The sequence below is a fragment of the Sphingomonas faeni genome, assembly GCF_023195535.1.
GTDB classification, from domain to species: domain Bacteria; phylum Pseudomonadota; class Alphaproteobacteria; order Sphingomonadales; family Sphingomonadaceae; genus Sphingomonas; species Sphingomonas faeni_B.
Genome location: NZ_JALPNF010000001.1, coordinates 53,823 through 69,706 on the forward strand (window position 1 = coordinate 53,823; position 15,884 = coordinate 69,706).

The 15,884-nt window shown below is 65.2% G+C and carries 11 protein-coding genes; 4 read left to right on the top strand and 7 right to left on the bottom strand.

The window, feature by feature from the left end; translation table 11 throughout:
- Positions 1-240: 240 nt before the first annotated feature.
- From SPHN_RS00265 to SPHN_RS00280, 4 genes are all read left to right on the top strand, one after another.
- A complete protein-coding gene (locus SPHN_RS00265; protein WP_248520477.1) occupies positions 241-741 on the top strand; it encodes an RNA polymerase sigma factor in 501 nt (166 codons plus the stop codon).
- A gap of 1 nt (position 742) precedes the next feature.
- Positions 743-1,660: a FecR family protein gene (locus SPHN_RS00270; RefSeq protein ID WP_248520478.1), complete on the top strand. Its 918-nt coding sequence runs from the start codon at positions 743-745 to the stop codon at positions 1,658-1,660.
- An 87-nt stretch (positions 1,661-1,747) separates the two neighbouring features.
- Complete coding sequence (locus tag SPHN_RS00275) at positions 1,748-4,777, top strand: TonB-dependent receptor (RefSeq protein WP_248520479.1); 3,030 nt, start codon at positions 1,748-1,750, stop codon at positions 4,775-4,777.
- Between the two features lie 328 nt (positions 4,778-5,105).
- A complete protein-coding gene (locus SPHN_RS00280; RefSeq protein WP_248520480.1) occupies positions 5,106-6,281 on the top strand; it encodes a hypothetical protein in 1,176 nt (391 codons plus the stop codon).
- Between the two features lie 262 nt (positions 6,282-6,543).
- On the opposite strand, the gene SPHN_RS00285 is transcribed toward SPHN_RS00280, so the two are convergent.
- From SPHN_RS00285 to SPHN_RS00315, 7 genes are all read right to left on the bottom strand, one after another.
- Positions 6,544-7,908: an ATP-binding protein gene (locus tag SPHN_RS00285; protein ID WP_248520481.1), complete on the bottom strand. Its 1,365-nt coding sequence runs from the start codon at positions 7,906-7,908 to the stop codon at positions 6,544-6,546.
- Entirely contained in the window at positions 7,905-8,621 is a 717-nt protein-coding gene (locus tag SPHN_RS00290) for a response regulator transcription factor (protein ID WP_248521422.1), read from the bottom strand. The genes SPHN_RS00285 and SPHN_RS00290 overlap by 4 nt, the downstream gene beginning before the upstream one ends.
- A 100-nt stretch (positions 8,622-8,721) precedes the next feature.
- Positions 8,722-10,116, bottom strand: a complete 1,395-nt coding sequence (locus tag SPHN_RS00295) for an efflux transporter outer membrane subunit (RefSeq protein ID WP_248520482.1) — start codon at positions 10,114-10,116, stop codon at positions 8,722-8,724.
- The gene (locus SPHN_RS00300; RefSeq protein WP_282580368.1) at positions 10,113-13,232 is read right to left on the bottom strand and encodes an efflux RND transporter permease subunit; all 3,120 of its coding nucleotides are present in this window, start codon (positions 13,230-13,232) and stop codon (positions 10,113-10,115) included. Before SPHN_RS00300 ends, SPHN_RS00295 begins: the two co-directional genes overlap by 4 nt.
- A 1-nt stretch (position 13,233) precedes the next feature.
- Complete coding sequence (locus SPHN_RS00305; RefSeq protein WP_248520483.1) at positions 13,234-14,370, bottom strand: efflux RND transporter periplasmic adaptor subunit; 1,137 nt, start codon at positions 14,368-14,370, stop codon at positions 13,234-13,236.
- A 13-nt stretch (positions 14,371-14,383) separates the two neighbouring features.
- A complete protein-coding gene (locus SPHN_RS00310) occupies positions 14,384-14,665 on the bottom strand; it encodes a hypothetical protein (RefSeq protein ID WP_248520484.1) in 282 nt (93 codons plus the stop codon).
- Positions 14,666-15,210: 545 nt separating this feature from the next.
- Positions 15,211-15,591, bottom strand: a complete 381-nt coding sequence (locus tag SPHN_RS00315) for a hypothetical protein (RefSeq protein ID WP_248520485.1) — start codon at positions 15,589-15,591, stop codon at positions 15,211-15,213.
- Between the last annotated feature and the right edge of the window lie 293 nt (positions 15,592-15,884).

The window sequence follows — 15,884 nt, forward strand, 5'->3', positions numbered from 1 at the left end:
GAGGCAGATGATTATGTCGTCACCCATGGCATGATCGCCCCGCAGGCGGCCGGCTATCTGCGCGTCCGCGGCGCCAGCACCAGTGACGGCGAACCCGTCATTGCTATGCCGGGGGAGGACTCGTGGCAGGACCTGTGGTTCTGTCCGAACCCGATTTATAGTCGCGACTTACGGGCAGCGTCATCGGGATTGCACGGGATTGTCACGAAACCGTACCCTAGAGCCCCTAACCGCCACGCTATGAACGCACGGGAAGTTGCAGGTTGCGTGGGAGGGCTGGGCGGGGGCTGGTCGCGGCTGCGCGAGCAGATTGCCCGCATGACCAGGCGGGACGATGCCGAGGATCTGCTGCACGATGCCTGGATCGGCCTGGCAGAGCGCAAGACGGTCGCGGAGAATGCCCCGGCGATGCTCGCCAGGGCCGCGGCCAATCGCGGCATTGACGCCTATCGTCGCGAGCGGCGGCGGGGGGTGTCGGTTTCGCTGACGCTCGTCGAAGCCGTGATCGCCGATGCCACGCCGCTGCAGGACGAAGCGCTGATAGCGCGGCATCGGCTAGAACGGGTGCGGGGCGGCGTCGCACAGCTAAGCCCTCGGACCCGAGAGATTTTCTTGATGCACAGGCTCGACGGTCGTAAGTATCGAGAGATCGCGTCCGAACTCGGCATCAGCCCGAGCGCCGTCGAGAAGCATATCGCGCGGGCCATGGCGCATCTGACCGACTGGGTGGAGGATTGGTGACGTGAGCTTCGACCGCATGCCGGAAAATGCAAACCGGCAGGCGGCAGAATGGCTGGCGCGATTACATGCCGATGACCGCACGCCCGATGACGAGGCGGCCTTTCGTGCCTGGCGGAACGCGAATCCGCATCATGCCGACGCATTCGAGCGGGCGTCCACAATCTGGGAATCGGTGGGGGGGCTGGGCCCGTTGCCGGCGACCAGCCCCCCGCAGATGTCGCGTCGCGCTGTGCTGGCTGGTGCTGCCGCCGTCGTAGCGGCGGGTGGCATGGTGTTTGGCTGGCAGGAGGCCATCGCCGGCGTCTATCGGACCAATGTGGGCGAGCAGCGTCGTCTTTTGCTGGAAGACGGCACGCGGGTGATGCTCGACACCGCGACCCGCTTTCGCTTCCACCCCGAGACCGACGCCCGCATCCTGTCGCTCAGCGCCGGGCGCATCAATCTGAACGTCGCGAAGGATGCCCGCCCCTTCGTGATCGAGGCGGGCGCGCAGCGTGCGTCGTTGCCGGCGGGGCGTGTCGACATACGGCGCGATGGCGAATCCGTCGCCTTCACCGCGATCGAGGGCACGCCGCGGATTCTGCGCGACGGGACGGCGCTTGCGCTGGCGCCCGGTCACCGGATGATGATGACCGCCGGACATGCCGAGCGGGTGGACCGGCCTGATCTGCGGGATGTGATCGCCTGGCAGGACGGCCGCCTGGCGTTTCGCGACGAGACGCTGTCGCAGGCCGTCGCCGAGATGAACCGCTACACGAACCGCCCGCTGATCGTTGCCGATCCGCGGGTCGGCGGGTTGCGGTTGAGCGGCATGTACCGCGTCGGCGACCCGGAAGCCTTTGCCCGGTCCATCGCCATCCTGCTGCCCGTTCGTGTTCAGGCGGATGCCAACGCCGTACGGATTTTCCCGACCGCCTGATTTATTTTCAGCACGCAGGTGAGGAAACCCGCTCGCCCGTCGTCGGGGTGGGGGGCGCTCGCGGGGAGCGCGAAACGGGGACCTTTCATGACGAACCTGAAACGGCAGCTTTACCGGTCGGCGGCGCTTGCGCTCGTGCTGGCCGCGTGGTCGGTATCGACCGTTGCCGCGGCGCAGAACGGCGCGAGGCGCGCCCGGATCGATATCGTCGCACAGCCCATGGGCCGCGCGCTGGAGCAGATTGCGCGGCTGAGCGGCACCGACATCCTGTTCACGTCGGCCGCCGTGGCGGGACTGACCGCGCCCGCATTGTCAGGCGAATTCGACACCGAAACGGCCGTGCGTCGCCTGATCGAAGGCACGTCGCTGATCGTCACCCGCGATGCGGCGGGTGCACTGATCGTTCGCCCTCGGTCGGCGGCGGCCGGTCAGACGCCAACGGCATTCGCCGACACCGCGCCCGCGGGTGAAGAGATCGTCGTCACCGCAAAGTTTTCGAATGGGGTCGAACGCGCGTTGGACCTGAAGCGCAATGCGGATTCGATCTCCGACTCGATCGTCGCCGCGGATATCGGCAAGCTGCCCGCCTTCAACGTGGCCGAAGCCCTGCAGCGTGTGCCCGGCGTCACGATCGTGCGCGAAGCCGGCGAGGGCCAGTTCATCAGCGTGCGCGGCCTGGGCCCCAATTTCCAGGCCGTGACGTTCGACGGCATGCCGCTGGCCTATAACGAGAATATCCGCAATTCGGGCCAGTCGGGGCGACAGTTCCGGCTGCAGGTTCTGCCGGCAACGCTGATCGACAGCATCGTCGTCACCAAGTCGCCGACCGCCGACCTGGTCGAGAACGGCATCGGCTCGACCGTCGACATCCGCCTGATAAAGCCGCTGAACCGCGACTCGTTCGTCGCCGCCACCGCCTTTGGCGGGTATGAGGAGCGGACCGACACGGTCAATCCGAACGGCAGCCTGTCGGGCAGCTGGCGCAACGCCGACAAGACGTTCGGCATTCTCGCTGGCGTTTCCTATTCGAAGCGCGAAGTGCAGTTCGATCGCGTCCGCGGCTATTGGCAGGATCTCGCGATTCCGGGGCTGGGCACGGTCAAGGCGCCGGGCGATTTCCAGCCGTATCTCGAGCAGGAAAAGCGCGAGCGGATCAGCGGTGTGATCGGTGTCCAGTGGCGCCCCGTCCCCAATCTCGAATTCGACATCGACGGGCTATATTCGAAATTCAACAACGAAACCTATGAGCGGCGGCTGACCTATTACATCCCTGGTCAGATCGCACGCCTCGATCTTGCGACGGCGGTGGTCGAGGACGGCCGGCTGGTGGCGGGCACGATCCGCGGTGCTCGGATCCGCAACTACAGCGAATATCTCGACCAGTCGCACGAGAACATGCAGCTGAACGGCACGATCCGGCTCGATCTCGACGGCTGGCGAATCGAGCCGCGCATCAGCTACGCGCGGGCGCGCAGCGACCTCGATACGCCGATTCAGCGCGTGCAATATCGCACCGCCGACGGCGCCGGCGGTGACCTGAGTTTCGATTTCCGCGGTGTCCGCGACGATGCGCGCATCAAGATGCTGCAGACCACCCTCGACCTGACCGATCCGTCGAAGATGCGCTATGAAAGCTTCGCGGTGCGGCCGATCAATTCGGAGGATCAGGACAAGACGGGGGTGCTCAACGTCTCGCGCGACGTCGATCTGGGCGGGGAGGGCTTCCGCTTCACCCGCATCGCTTATGGTGGCCAGTATTCGGATCGCTCGCGCGATTATCAGCGTCGCGATCGCAGCACGACCCAGCTCCGTCCCGGCATGACGCAGACGGGCGCATTCCTTGGCTTTCCGGTGCCGTCCAATGGCTTCGACCAGTCGATCGCGCAGTTTCAGCGCTGGACCAATGTCGACTGGAATCTGTTCAATGGGGCCTATGTGCTCAACGGCGAGTTTGACGGGGTGAACCCGAGCGCCGGCGACCTCACCCCGACCGCGGCTGATCTGCAGAATTCCTATCGCATCGGCGAGGAAATCGTCGCGGGCTATGGCCGGGTCGATTTTGCCTCCTCGGTCGCCACGATCCCGGTGACCGGCAATCTCGGCCTACGCTATGTGCGGACCTCGACGTCCGTCGACGGCACCACGGTGTCGCCGGTGCAGGGGGCGAACGGCAAGGTGACCACCGCGGTCACGCCGCTGACCACCAAGGGCAACTATGCCGAGTGGTTGCCGAGCGCGAACGCCAACTTCAAGATCACGGACGGCGTGCGGTTCCGGCTTGCCGCCGCGCGCACGATGACGCGCCCGTCGCTGTCCGAACTGCGCAACTCGATCAACACCAACAGCGCGACCGTGACCAGCATCTTCAACGAAGGGGCCGCTGCGCTGCGCGATCCGTCGATCATCCTCACCGCCGCGGCGGGCAACCCCAATCTGCGGCCCTATACGTCGTGGAACCTCGACGCGTCGCTCGAATGGTATTTCCCCAGGTTCGGCGCGTTCACGGCGGCGGCCTTCTACAAGGATATCAGCGACTATATCGCATCGGACTTCGAAACCCGGTCGCTCGCCTTTGCGGTCCGCGACGGGACGACATTGCCGGTCGACGTGTTAGTCGCCACCCCCACCAATGTCGGCGATGCGAAGATCTCCGGTCTCGAATTCGGCTACACCAACAAGCTGCCGGTCGGCCTGGGTGTGACGGCAACGGCAACCTTCGCCACGTCGAAGCTGGAACTGAACCTGGCCGGGATCGGCGCGGCGAACGCCGGGATGCAGGGCGTGTCCGATCTCAGTTACTCGATCACGCCGTTCTTCGAAAGCGGACCGTTCGAGATCAACGCCAGCTACACCTATCGCAGCAAGTACCTGACCGATTCGGGGGCGGTGGTGACGTCGCTGCCTACGCTCGAGGACGTGGTGGGCAATTATCAGGACGGGTTCGGCATCGTCGACATGGGGGCCAGCTACCAGATCCGGCCGAACGTGGAGGGCTTCGTGCAGGCGACCAATGTCCTGAACGCCCGGCAGGTTTCCTATGCCGGAACCCGCGACGACGTGACCGAAATCCACACCTTCGGTCGCAGCGTCAATTTCGGCGTGCGGGCCAAGTTCTGAACGCAATCCGTCCTGATCACCATGATGGAAGGCGGTAGGAAGAAAATCCCATCCGCCAAGGGTGTCCATGAGCGTAGCGACGCGATCTTGAATGTTCACATCCCGGGCACAAACTCGGCCAGCCGCCGGGATTGGTGAATGACACTGGTCCGCCTCTTGACGCCCAGTTAATGAAGCGGACCTGCGTCGCCTTCGGCAACCAGCTGTTGCCATGGTGCCGTGCAGTGCCGTCAATGATATCCGAGATGCAGCACCCGACGCTCCTGCAATGTCTTCATTGAATTTACCGTATGACAGGACAAACCAAGATAGCAGGGGGATATATTCGATGCTCGTCGCACTCGCTTTGGCCACAGCCCACGCATCAGCCGGTAATCCACCCTCAGCACCCGCGCTTACCGGCAATATATCTACGGACATCATGTTTCGCCCGGTTTCTGCAACGACGGCAACGCTCACTATCCGATCGGCAGGTTCGCCACAGGCCATCGAAATCAAGCGCCTTGACGACACCTTGGCGCTGTTGGCGGACAAGCGCCTCGCAGCGATATGGCCGCAGGTTACGGAATGGGCCGGGATGGGACTCGAGAAGTTGCGCGACAGCGCGATCGGTGCAGCTCAGGTCTTATTTGCAAAAGGGCGCACGAAAGATGCCGATACTAGTCTTGGCTCCGTTGTCGGCCCCAAGCTTCGTGGCACCTTCCTGTTGGCGGACGCACTTCTGAACGCGGGCAGGATCGATGAAGCGACGCGCCTGATGGAAAACGCCCGTGGGACCGCCCCCAAAAAAGGCATGAGGGGACCAATCGAATGGGCAGCGACATCGACCTGGCTGGCGAAAGCCCAGCACGTACAAGGCCACGTCGATGCCGCTATCGGCATCATCGAGGCCAGCATTCCGCCAATGGGAAATGATCGGACGAAGGTAAATCTGGAAGTAAATCGCGCAGCGATGCTTCTTGAGGTCGGTAGAGCGGCTGAAGCCCTGTCTGCGATCGAAGCGGCACAAGATAGCTTCGCCGCGCCAGGCGGGGATGGGCCATTCACGACGAACGCCCGCGTTCGAGGAAGCGACCGTCAGTTCGCCTGGATCAAATCTTGCGCATTAAGCAAGCTTGGACGCACCGCAGAGGCTGCAGCCGCTGCGATGCCGCTGCACGCCGCGGTCGATCCGCAAGAAAATCGTTTCGTGATCGACCCTACTATCACGCTGCGCACCACATGGGCGCGCTGTACCGGAAATGTCGCGGATGCCGCGCAGGCCTATGCTGACGCTCTGGCAGGGGAGCCGTTCGGAGGGGATGCGTTACTAGAACTACAGCCTGCTCTGGTCCAACCTTCGTTCGATCCGGCTTTCATGGCGAAGGTTCGTCAGCACCCTGTTCTGGTCCCGCTACTCGCAGACCGAATGCAGCGTCTAACGGGTGATCTTGTTCTCGCACTCAACGGGTGGCGACCAATGCCAAGATCGAAGTCACTGACATTGGCTTCGGCTGATCGCTGACACCGAGTTCGGGAACTGACGGTTGGACCGGGCCTACTCAGAAGCCGCCGATTGAGACGATGAACGAACGTCCGATTTCGGTAAGCAAGAACGGGCTGCTGATCATCTGCAACTGGGGCGAATTGACACGGGCGAGACCGGTTGATCTTGATCAGTCTCCGCGAGTGTCCACAGCGCGCGCAGTCGCTAGCGGATGAAACCGGACATCGGTTCTCCGAGCTATTTTATCAAATTATGGAGCGCGCATATCGGCCGATGACGCTCAGCCTTTACGAAGCGCCAGCGTTGCTTCCAATCCGCCGCCGGGATGATTGGCAAGGCTGATATGCCCGCCGATCGCGGCAGCCTGCGCGCGCGCGATGGTGAGGCCGATCCCGGTTCCGTCGCCGCTCGACCGTGATGTGTCGGCGCGCACGAACGGGTCGAACGCGTGCGCCAGCATGTCTTCGCTCATCCCGGGTCCGTGATCGCGGACGGTGACGATCACTGTCTTGCCGGCCCGCCTCGCCGCGATATGGGCGTCGCCGCCATGTTTGATCGCGTTGTCGACCAGGTTCGACAGGCACCGGGTGAGCGCGTCGGGGCGTACGCGGACAATTTCGCCGCAGGGCTGCGTGAAGCGGACGGCATGGCCGAACTCCGCGGCGTCGTCGGCGATGCTCGACAGCACGGAGTCGAGATCGACCGTCGACCAGTCTTCGCCGCTTTCGCCGCTGCGGGCGAGGTCCAATCCGCGCTTCATCATCGCGAGCGTCGCCGACAGGTCCGCGACCAGCCGTTCGCGCAGCGGCTCGTCCTCGACCTGTTCGAGGCGAAGGCGCAGCCGGGTCAGCGGCGTCTGCAGGTCGTGGCTGATCGCCGCCAGGATGCGGGTGCGCTCACGCAGGCCCGCGCGGACCCGCTCCTGCATCAGGTTGAAGGTGGCAAGAGCGGCGCGCACGTCGGTCGGACCGGTTTCCAGCACCGGCTCGGCGTCGATCGACCGCGCGAAGGCGTCGGCGGCGGCGGACAATCGGCGCAGCGGCGCGGTTGCCAGGCGCGCGACGATCAGCGAGAGGGCCAACGCCGCGGCGATGACGAGCAGCAGGAACAGCCGGTCGGTGGTCCAGCTCGGCGGTGCGGGCAGTTGCGGAAGGTTGAGCGCGACGACGAGCGAGCTACCATCCAATACCGTCGCCATCAGCCAGCAGTCTAGCACCAGGGGCTGGATACCGGCAGTACGCGGGCGTTCCTGCAAGGGGTCCTTGACGTGGCATGCGGTGGCGGGCGCAGGCGAGATCGCGACTTCCACGCCCGGTGCGCGTCGCGCGGCGAGCATCTCGCTCAGCGTGCTGTTCGGGTCGATCAACGGCCGTGTCCGGCCATCGACGAGATGGGCACCGACGAGTCTGCCGTCGCTGAGGTTGCGCAGCGTGCCCTGGGGATCGCGATGCAGGCGGGCGAGGACGTCAAGCGCGCTGGCGATCACGCGCTCGTCGCGGATCCGCATGAACTCGCTGCGCCGCCCCTGCTCGGCGATCAGCAGCGCGCCGACCGAGGCGATCAGGATGCCGACGGCGAGGATCATCGCGATCCGGCCGGTCAGCGAGCCGGCGAAGCGCACCATCCGGTCGATGGCGGGCTTCATCCGAACGTGACGGTCGCGGCGAGCATATAGCCCTGGCCGCGGACCGTGAGGATCAGGTCCTCGCCGTCGGGTTTCAGCTTCTGACGCAGGCGGCTGATCTGGTTGTCGATCGTCCGGTCGTACGACGCGGTCGCGGCGCGGGCAGGAACCAGCGCCTCGCGCGACAGCGGACGCCCTGCGGCGTGGACCAGATGGGAGAGCATGTCGAACTCGGCGGCGGATAGCATGACGACATTGTCGCCGGGGGCGAGCAGGCGGCGCTTGACGAGATCGAGCCGCCACCGGCCGAAGGTCGCGATCCGCGCCGGTGCCGCCGCGCCGACGTCGCGCGCACCGCGGCGGAGCAGGTTGCGGACGCGTGCGGTCAGTTCGCGCGGCTCGAACGGCTTGGTGAGATAGTCGTCGGCGCCCAGTTCCAGGCCGAGCACCCGGTCGATCGCACTGTCGCGCGCGGTGACCATGATGATCGCGCCCGGATAGCCCTCGCCGCGCAGTTCGCGGCACAGCGTCAGCCCGTCACCGTCGGGCAGCCCGAGATCGAGGACGATGAGGTCGATGCTGTGCGCCGCCAGCGCCGCGCGGATCCCCGCAACGTCGCCGGCAGCGGTCAGCGCATAGCCCTCGCGCGCCAGCTGTGCGGTCACCAGGTCGCGAATATCGGCGTCGTCGTCCGCGATCAGGAGGTGAGGGCGGTCCGCCGCCGTGCCGGGCATCATGTCGTCATCCATCCGATCGGGCGGCGTCATGTCGAGGCCGTGGCGCAGGCATAGCCCGCCCGGCCAGGCATGCCCAGCCGCACCCCGGTCACCCTAATCACAACGTGTCGTCCGACCCGATGGCCTGGTAGAGCGTCACCCGGTTCTGGAGATCGGTAAGCACGGTCGTGATCGCGGTCTGGCGGGCGGAATACAGCGTGCGCTGTGCGACGAGCGCGGTCAGGAAACTGTCGGTGCCTTCGCGGTATCGTGCCTCGCTGATCGTGTAGCTCTTTTGCGCGGCGGCGACGAGATCGGCCTGCGCCGCACGCTGGCGGGCGATCGTGCCGCGTCGGGCCAGGCCGTCGGCGACGTCGCGATACGCGGTCTGGGCTGCCTTGCGGTAGGCGGCGAGGTAATAGTCGACCTGCGCCCGCGCGTAATCGAGGTTGCCGCGATTGGCCCCGCCGAGGATCGGCACGCTGGCGGACGGCGTCGCGGACCAGGTCGAACCCGAGAATAGGCTGGTTAGCGCGGAGCTGGCAACGCCGAGCGCGCTGGTCAGCGAGATCGTCGGGAAGAACGCCGCGCGCGCCGCACCGACATTGGCGTTGGCGGATTTCAGCTGGTGCTCGGCCTCGACCACGTCGGGTCGGTCGAGCAGCACGGTCGAGGACAGCCCGGCGGGCACGGTGGCGATACCCGTATCGAGCGCACCGAGGCTGGCAGGCAGCAGTGTGTCCTCGACCGTTGCCCCGACCAGCAGCTCGAGCGCATTGCGGTCCTGCGCCACCTGCGTCGTGTATTGCGCCACGTCCGCCCGCGCCTGGGCGAGCAAGGTCCGCGCATCCGCGGGGTCGGAGCCGCTCACCAGCCCGACGTCGTGCAGTTCGTCGTTGAGCCTGACCGTGCGCTCGCTGCTGGCGACCTGTGCGTTGGCAACGGCGAGCAGGTCGCGGTCAGAGAGCAGCGTGAGATACGCCGTGGCGGTCTCGGCAACGACGGTGAAGCGCGTATTGCGCGCGCCGCTCTCTGTGCCGAGATAGGTCTCGAACGCGGCTTGCGACAGGTTCTTCTGGCGCCCGAACAGGTCGAGCTCGAAGCCGCTGATCCCGACGCTGCCCGAAAACAGCGTGCTCGACCCGGCCGAGGCGGTGCCGCCGCCGGTCACCGCACGGTTGATCGTCGCGCCTGCATCGGCGGACAAGGTCGGCAACTGGCTCGACTTCTGGACCTTGTACAAGGCGCGGGCCGAAGCGACGTTGGCGACCGCCTGGGCGAGATCCTGGTTGTTGGCCAGCGCGCGCTCGATGACCGTCCGCAGCTTCGCGTCGATCACCAGCGTGCGCCATGGCATCCCGGCCTGGCCCGCCGCATGGGGTGCGTAAGACGCGCCGGTCGGCCACGCCGGCGGCACGAAGTCGGCGACCGAACGGACATAATGCGGTGCGAGGTTGCAACCGCCGAGCGCGGTGGCCGCGATCAGCGCCGCCGCGATACGCACGCGGATCATGCCGCTTTCTCCTTTTTGCCGTGGAACAGTCGGGCGACGATGACGAAGAACATCGGCACGTAGAAGATCGCCAGCACGGTCGCGGTCAGCATCCCACCGACCACCGCGGTGCCGATCGCGATCCGGCTGTTGGCCCCCGCGCCGGTCGCGACCGCGAGCGGGAACACGCCGAAGATGAACGCGAGGCTGGTCATCAGGATCGGGCGAAGCCGGGTCCGCGCCGCCTCCAGTGCGGCCTCGACCACGTCCTTGCCGTCGCGTCGCGCCTCTTCCGCGAACTCGACGATCAGGATCGCGTTCTTGGCGGCAAGCCCGATCGTGGTGATCAGCCCGACCTGGAAGTAGATGTCGTTGTCGAGCCCGCGCATCGTGACCGCGATCACCGCACCGATGATCCCGAGCGGCAGCACCAGCAGCACCGCGATCGGCACCGACCAGCTTTCATACAGCGCCGCGAGGCACAGGAAGACGATCAGGACCGACAGCCCGTACAGCATCGGCGCCTGTCCGCTGGCCTGGTTCTCCTGGAACGACAGCCCCGCCCAGGCATAGCCGGTGCCGGGTGCCAGTTCCTTCTGCAGCTTGATCATCTCCTTCATCGCCGCACCCGAACTGCCGCCCACCGCCGGCTCGCCCTGGATTTCATAGGACGAGCGACCGTTGAAGCGGGCGACGCTATTCGGCCCCTTCTCCCACGACAGCGTCGCGATCGCCGAGAACGGGACCATCGTGCCGCTGGAGGTGCGGACGAACCAGCCATCCAGGTCGTTCGGCAGCATCCGGAACGGCGCATCGGCCTGCATGTAGACGCGCTTCACCCGGCCCCGATCGACGAAGTCGTTGACGTACACGCCGCCCCACGCGCTCGACAGCACGTTGGTCACGTCGTTCTCGGTGAGCCCGAACACCGCGAGCTTGGCATCGTCGAGCGTCACGCGAAGCTGTGGCGTGTCGGGCAGCGTGGAGGCGCGGACCTGCGCGAGCTTGGAATCCTTGTTGGCCGCCGCGATCAGCTTGTCGCGCAGCGCGACGAAGGCGTCCCGGCTGAGCCCGCTCGTGTTGGTCAGCTCGAACGTGAAGCCGTTGGACTGGCCCAGGCCTGAGATGGCGGGCGGGGTGAGCGGAATGACGGTCGCATCGCGGATCTGGCTGAAGCTCTTCATCGCGCGGGCATTGATCGCCGATGCGCTCTGGCTCGCATCCTTGCGCTCGTCGAACGGCGCGAGGCTGGCAAAGGCCATGCCTGCATTCTGACCCGATCCGCTGAACCCGAATCCGGTGATGCTGAAGGCGTTGGCGACCGTCCCATTCTCGTGATCGGTGAAATAGCTCTGGACGCGGTCGCGCACGGCCTCGGTCCGCTCGTTGGTGGCACCGGCGGGCAGCGTGTACATCACCATCACCTGGCCCTGGTCCTCGGTCGGCAGGAAGCTGGTCGGCAACCGGAGGAACAGCACGGCGAGGACGATCGTGATGACGCCGACCACCGCCATGTGCAGCCCGCGCCGGCCGATCACCGCGCGCGTCGCTCCGACATACCGATGCGTCGAGCGATCGAACCACCGGTTGAACTTGCCGAACACGCCGCGGCGCTCCAGCGGATCGCCATGCGTCGGCTTGAGCAACGTCGCGGTCAGGGCGGGGGTGAGGACGAGCGCGACCAGCACCGACAACAGCATCGCCGAGACGATCGTGACCGAGAACTGGCGATAGATCACGCCGGTCGATCCACCGAAGAACGCCATCGGCAGGAACACCGCCGACAGGACGAGCGCGATGCCGACCAGGGCCGATCCGATCTCGCTCATCGACCGGACCGTCGCGTCGCGCGGGCTGAGCCCTTCCTCCGCCATTACCCGCTCGACATTCTCGACCACAACGATCGCGTCGTCGACCAGCAACCCGATGGCGAGCACCATCGCAAACAGGGTGAGCGTGTTGATCGAATAACCGCACACCGCCAGCACCCCGAACGTGCCGAGCAGCACGACCGGAACCGCGATCGCCGGGATCAGTGTCGCCCGCCAGTTCTGGAGGAAGACGAACATCACGACGATCACCAGAATGATCGCGATCACCAGCGTCTCGACGACTTCCTCGACCGACAGTTTGACGAACGTGGTGGTGTCGCGCGGATAGGCGATGGCATAGCCGGCGGGCAGGTTGGTCGACAGTTCGGCCATCCGCGCCTTCACCGCGGTCGCGGTCTCCAGGGCATCGGCCCCGGTCGCCAGCTGGATCGCCATCCCCGACGCCGGATGGCCATCGAGTTCCGCCGAGGAATTATAGCTGTCCTGTCCCAGTTCGACGCGGGCGACGTCGGACAGGCGAACGATCGATCCGTCGGTCTTGGTCTTCAGCACGATCGCACGAAACTGGTCGGGGGTCGTCAGGCGCGATTTGGCACGGACGGTGGCGTTCAGCATCTGCCCCTTCACCGCGGGCAATGCGCCTACCTGTCCGGCCGAGACGTCGACGTTCTGCGCCTGGATCGCGCTCTGCACGTCGGACGGCATCAGCTGCACCGCCGCGAGTTTGGTCGGATCGAGCCATACGCGCATCGCATATTGCGCGCCGAACACCTGGGTCTGGCCGACGCCGTCGACGCGCGCGAGATCGTCCTGGAAATTGCTGATCAGGTAATCGGCGATGTCGTTCGCAGTGGCCTTGTCGGTCTTGTCGTACAGCGCGACGATCATCAGGAAGTCGCTGTTCGACTTCGACACGGTGACGCCCTGCGACGTTACCGCGCTCGGCAGGCGCGCCTCCGCCTGCTGGACCTTGTTCTGGACCTGGACCTGCGCGGTATCCGCATCGGTGCCCTTGACGAAGGTGACGGTGATCGAGGCCGATCCCGATGAATCCGAACTCGACTGGAAATACTGCAGGCCGTCGATCCCGGTCAGCTGCTGTTCGATGACCTGCGTCACGCTGGTTTCCAGCGTTTCGGCGGAGGCGCCCGGATAGGTGGCGCTGATCGATATCGTCGGGGGTGCGACGTCGGGATATTGCGCGATCGGCAGGGAGCGCAGTCCCGCGACCCCGCCGAGCATGATGACGATCGCGATCACCCACGCGAAGATCGGGCGTTCGACGAAGAAGCGGCTGATACCCATGTCAGTTGGTGGTCCCGAGCTTGACGGCGACCGGCTTCACGGTCGCGCCGGCCTGTGCCTTGTCCACCCCCTGGACGATTAGCCGGTCGCCGGCCTTCAGTCCGGCGGTGACGATCCATGTGTCGCCGACCGCCTGCGCGGTCGTGACCTGGCGGAGTGCGACCTTGTTGTCGGCGCCGACGACCATCGCGGTGGCGTTGCCCTTGGCGTCGCGGGTGATGCCCTGCTGTGGTGCGAGGACCGCGTTGCGGATCACGGTCTGCGGCACCGTCAGACGCACGAACATCCCGGGCAGCAACAGGTCCTTGGGGTTCGCGAACCGGGCGCGCAGCGTCACCGTCCCGGTGGTCGTATCGACGACGGCCTCGCCGAACTGGATCGTTCCGGTCTGCGGATAGGCGCGACCGTTTTCCAGCGACAGGCGGACGGTGGTGCTCGCCGGCAGCGCTTCGCCGGTGGCAAGGCTTTGTCGCAGATCGTACAGCGCACTGCTCGATTGCTGGATATCGACGAAGATCGGATCGAGCTGGGAGATCGTCGCCAGCGCCGTGGTCTGCGCCGCCGTGACGAGCGCACCCTGGGTATAGGTCGATCGACCGATCCGCCCTGAAATCGGCGCATAGACCCGCGTGAAGCCCAGATTGACGTTCGCGGTGCGCAGGTTTGCGCGATATTGCGCAATGCTCGCGCTCGCCTGCCTGGACGTCGCGACGGCATCGTCGACGTCCTGCCGCGCGACCGCATCCGCGCTTTGCAGGCGGTTATACCGCTGCACCTTGGCCTGTGCGGTGACGGCCGAGGCCTGGGCGCTCGCCAATTGTGCGGCGACCTGGTCCCGGGTGGCCCGGTACAGGCGGGAATCGATCTGGTACAAGGGCTGGCCGGCGCGGACCAGCGTGCCCTCGGTGAACAATCGGGCCTTGATGATCCCGTCGACCTGGGGACGTACCTCCGATATCGCCGTGGCCGCCGTTCGACCGGTCAGCTCGGTCGTGGTCGTTACCGGCTCCGTCTTCAACGTGACGATGCCGACCTCGGCGGGCGGCATTTTGGGCATGGCGTCCTTGGACGCGCCGCAGCCGGCGAGCGCCACGGTCAGCAGGAGCGTAACAGTCCCGCGCGAGGTCGATGAGATCATGGTCAGGGCCTGCTTAGCGAGGGCAATTCTGGCGCTTGCCGCGGGCGTCGCGAAATGTGTCGGTCCTTGCGTCATAGCCCTTGTGGGTCTTGCCGCAGGCCGCCGTCTGCGCGTGGTTGCGGGTCTGGCGCTGGTCCGTCTTGGCGGATACGCCGCGAGCAATGGGGCGGGTGGCGGCGGGGCGGGTGGCGGCGCGGGTAGCCGGCCGGACGGTTGCCGATTGGCGGTCGGGTTTTATATATTGTGGCGCTGCTGCCATACCCAGCAGGGCGGCCGCCAGTTCGAGTGCGATCATGACAAGGACCTTTTCTATGGTCCTCCCGAACTAGTCCCTATGCCCCACGCCAAACATGCTCAGTGGGTAAGCAAAGGTAAGCGTTCGTAACGGTCGTCCCGATCCCCACGAAAAAGCATTCCGATCCAGGCGACGAAAAGGGAAGAGCACGATCTCACTACGATCCGCCAGGTCGTTGATCGATACAGGTCAGCGACTAGGCAACGTTACGTCCGGCAACCCGACGACAACCGGACGTCCAAGTTAACGTCCGAAGACGCCCGATGCGGTATTCATCGCGTCGGCACAGGCGGTCGGTCGCTACGAGATCACGCGCTACGAGATCACCCGCCAAGGTACACTTATTGCTCGTGCCAACAACGCGGCCGCAGCGAGATTGCAGCGATTCTGAAGGAGACGCTGGACGAGGAATACGCAACCGATGATAAACCAGCCGCACTGGCTATATCGAAAGTCGATCCCACGGCCGAGGCGGTTACCGCTTGAATCATTTCGACTCTATAAGATGACGGGCCGGTGATCAGAATCGCCGGCCCGTTTTTGGTTTAGACCTTCTTTCGCGCGCGCTTTGGGCTCGCGGCGGCGGCAACGTCTTCATCCTCGTCCGGTGTATCTTCGCCGGCTTCGGTCAGCGCATCGCCGAGCATCTTCAGCTTCTCCTGCGACGTATCGGCCTTTTCGGCGATTTTGGTCGTCGCAGTGCCGAGACGGTGGAGCAGGGCGTGGACGCGATCGGCGTCAGGCTCGGACCGCTCCAGTTGTTTGCGAAGCGAACCCAAGTCGCGAAGAATGCCCTTGGCACCAGGGGTGTCGATCTCGGCCAACGCGGCTTCCCAATCCTCGACCATGTCGGTACCCTTGGAGGGCTTCGTCGCGTCGAGCCCACGATTGATCGCGTTCATCGTTCCTGCAAATTTAACGGCCATTTATTCTCTCCGCATGCCGTGATGGCTATCGTCAACGCGATGCCGCGGCGGAAATGTCCTCGTGATCGTACTGACCCGGATCAGTATCTAAAGCCAAGATAATGCTGGATATCGAGCGCTTGCGATTGTCAGATAAAGTTGCCAACCGCTCACTACTTCGACTCTTCGCCTGAGGTGGATCGCGGTCAGCACACGCGCCGTTCTCCCGAGATCTGGCGGCCTGAAGTGACGATCGACGATGGCGCGATCACCATTTCGTTGGCCACTAGATAAACCAAGCCGTCGGTTTAGGT

Bases quoted from the DNA above. Each gene is read 5' to 3' on its own strand.
- SPHN_RS00265 (WP_248520477.1), top strand. From the start codon at position 241: ATGAACGCACGGGAAGTTGCAGGTTGCGTGGGAGGGCTGGGCGGGGGC.
- SPHN_RS00275 (WP_248520479.1), top strand. From the start codon at position 1,748: ATGACGAACCTGAAACGGCAGCTTTACCGGTCGGCGGCGCTTGCGCTC.
- SPHN_RS00280 (WP_248520480.1), top strand. From the start codon at position 5,106: ATGCTCGTCGCACTCGCTTTGGCCACAGCCCACGCATCAGCCGGTAAT.
- SPHN_RS00285 (WP_248520481.1), bottom strand. From the start codon at position 7,908: ATGAAGCCCGCCATCGACCGGATGGTGCGCTTCGCCGGCTCGCTGACC.
- SPHN_RS00290 (WP_248521422.1), bottom strand. From the start codon at position 8,621: ATGCCCGGCACGGCGGCGGACCGCCCTCACCTCCTGATCGCGGACGAC.
- SPHN_RS00295 (WP_248520482.1), bottom strand. From the start codon at position 10,116: ATGATCCGCGTGCGTATCGCGGCGGCGCTGATCGCGGCCACCGCGCTC.
- SPHN_RS00300 (WP_282580368.1), bottom strand. From the start codon at position 13,232: ATGGGTATCAGCCGCTTCTTCGTCGAACGCCCGATCTTCGCGTGGGTG.
- SPHN_RS00305 (WP_248520483.1), bottom strand. From the start codon at position 14,370: ATGATCTCATCGACCTCGCGCGGGACTGTTACGCTCCTGCTGACCGTG.
- SPHN_RS00310 (WP_248520484.1), bottom strand. From the start codon at position 14,665: ATGATCGCACTCGAACTGGCGGCCGCCCTGCTGGGTATGGCAGCAGCG.
- SPHN_RS00315 (WP_248520485.1), bottom strand. From the start codon at position 15,591: ATGGCCGTTAAATTTGCAGGAACGATGAACGCGATCAATCGTGGGCTC.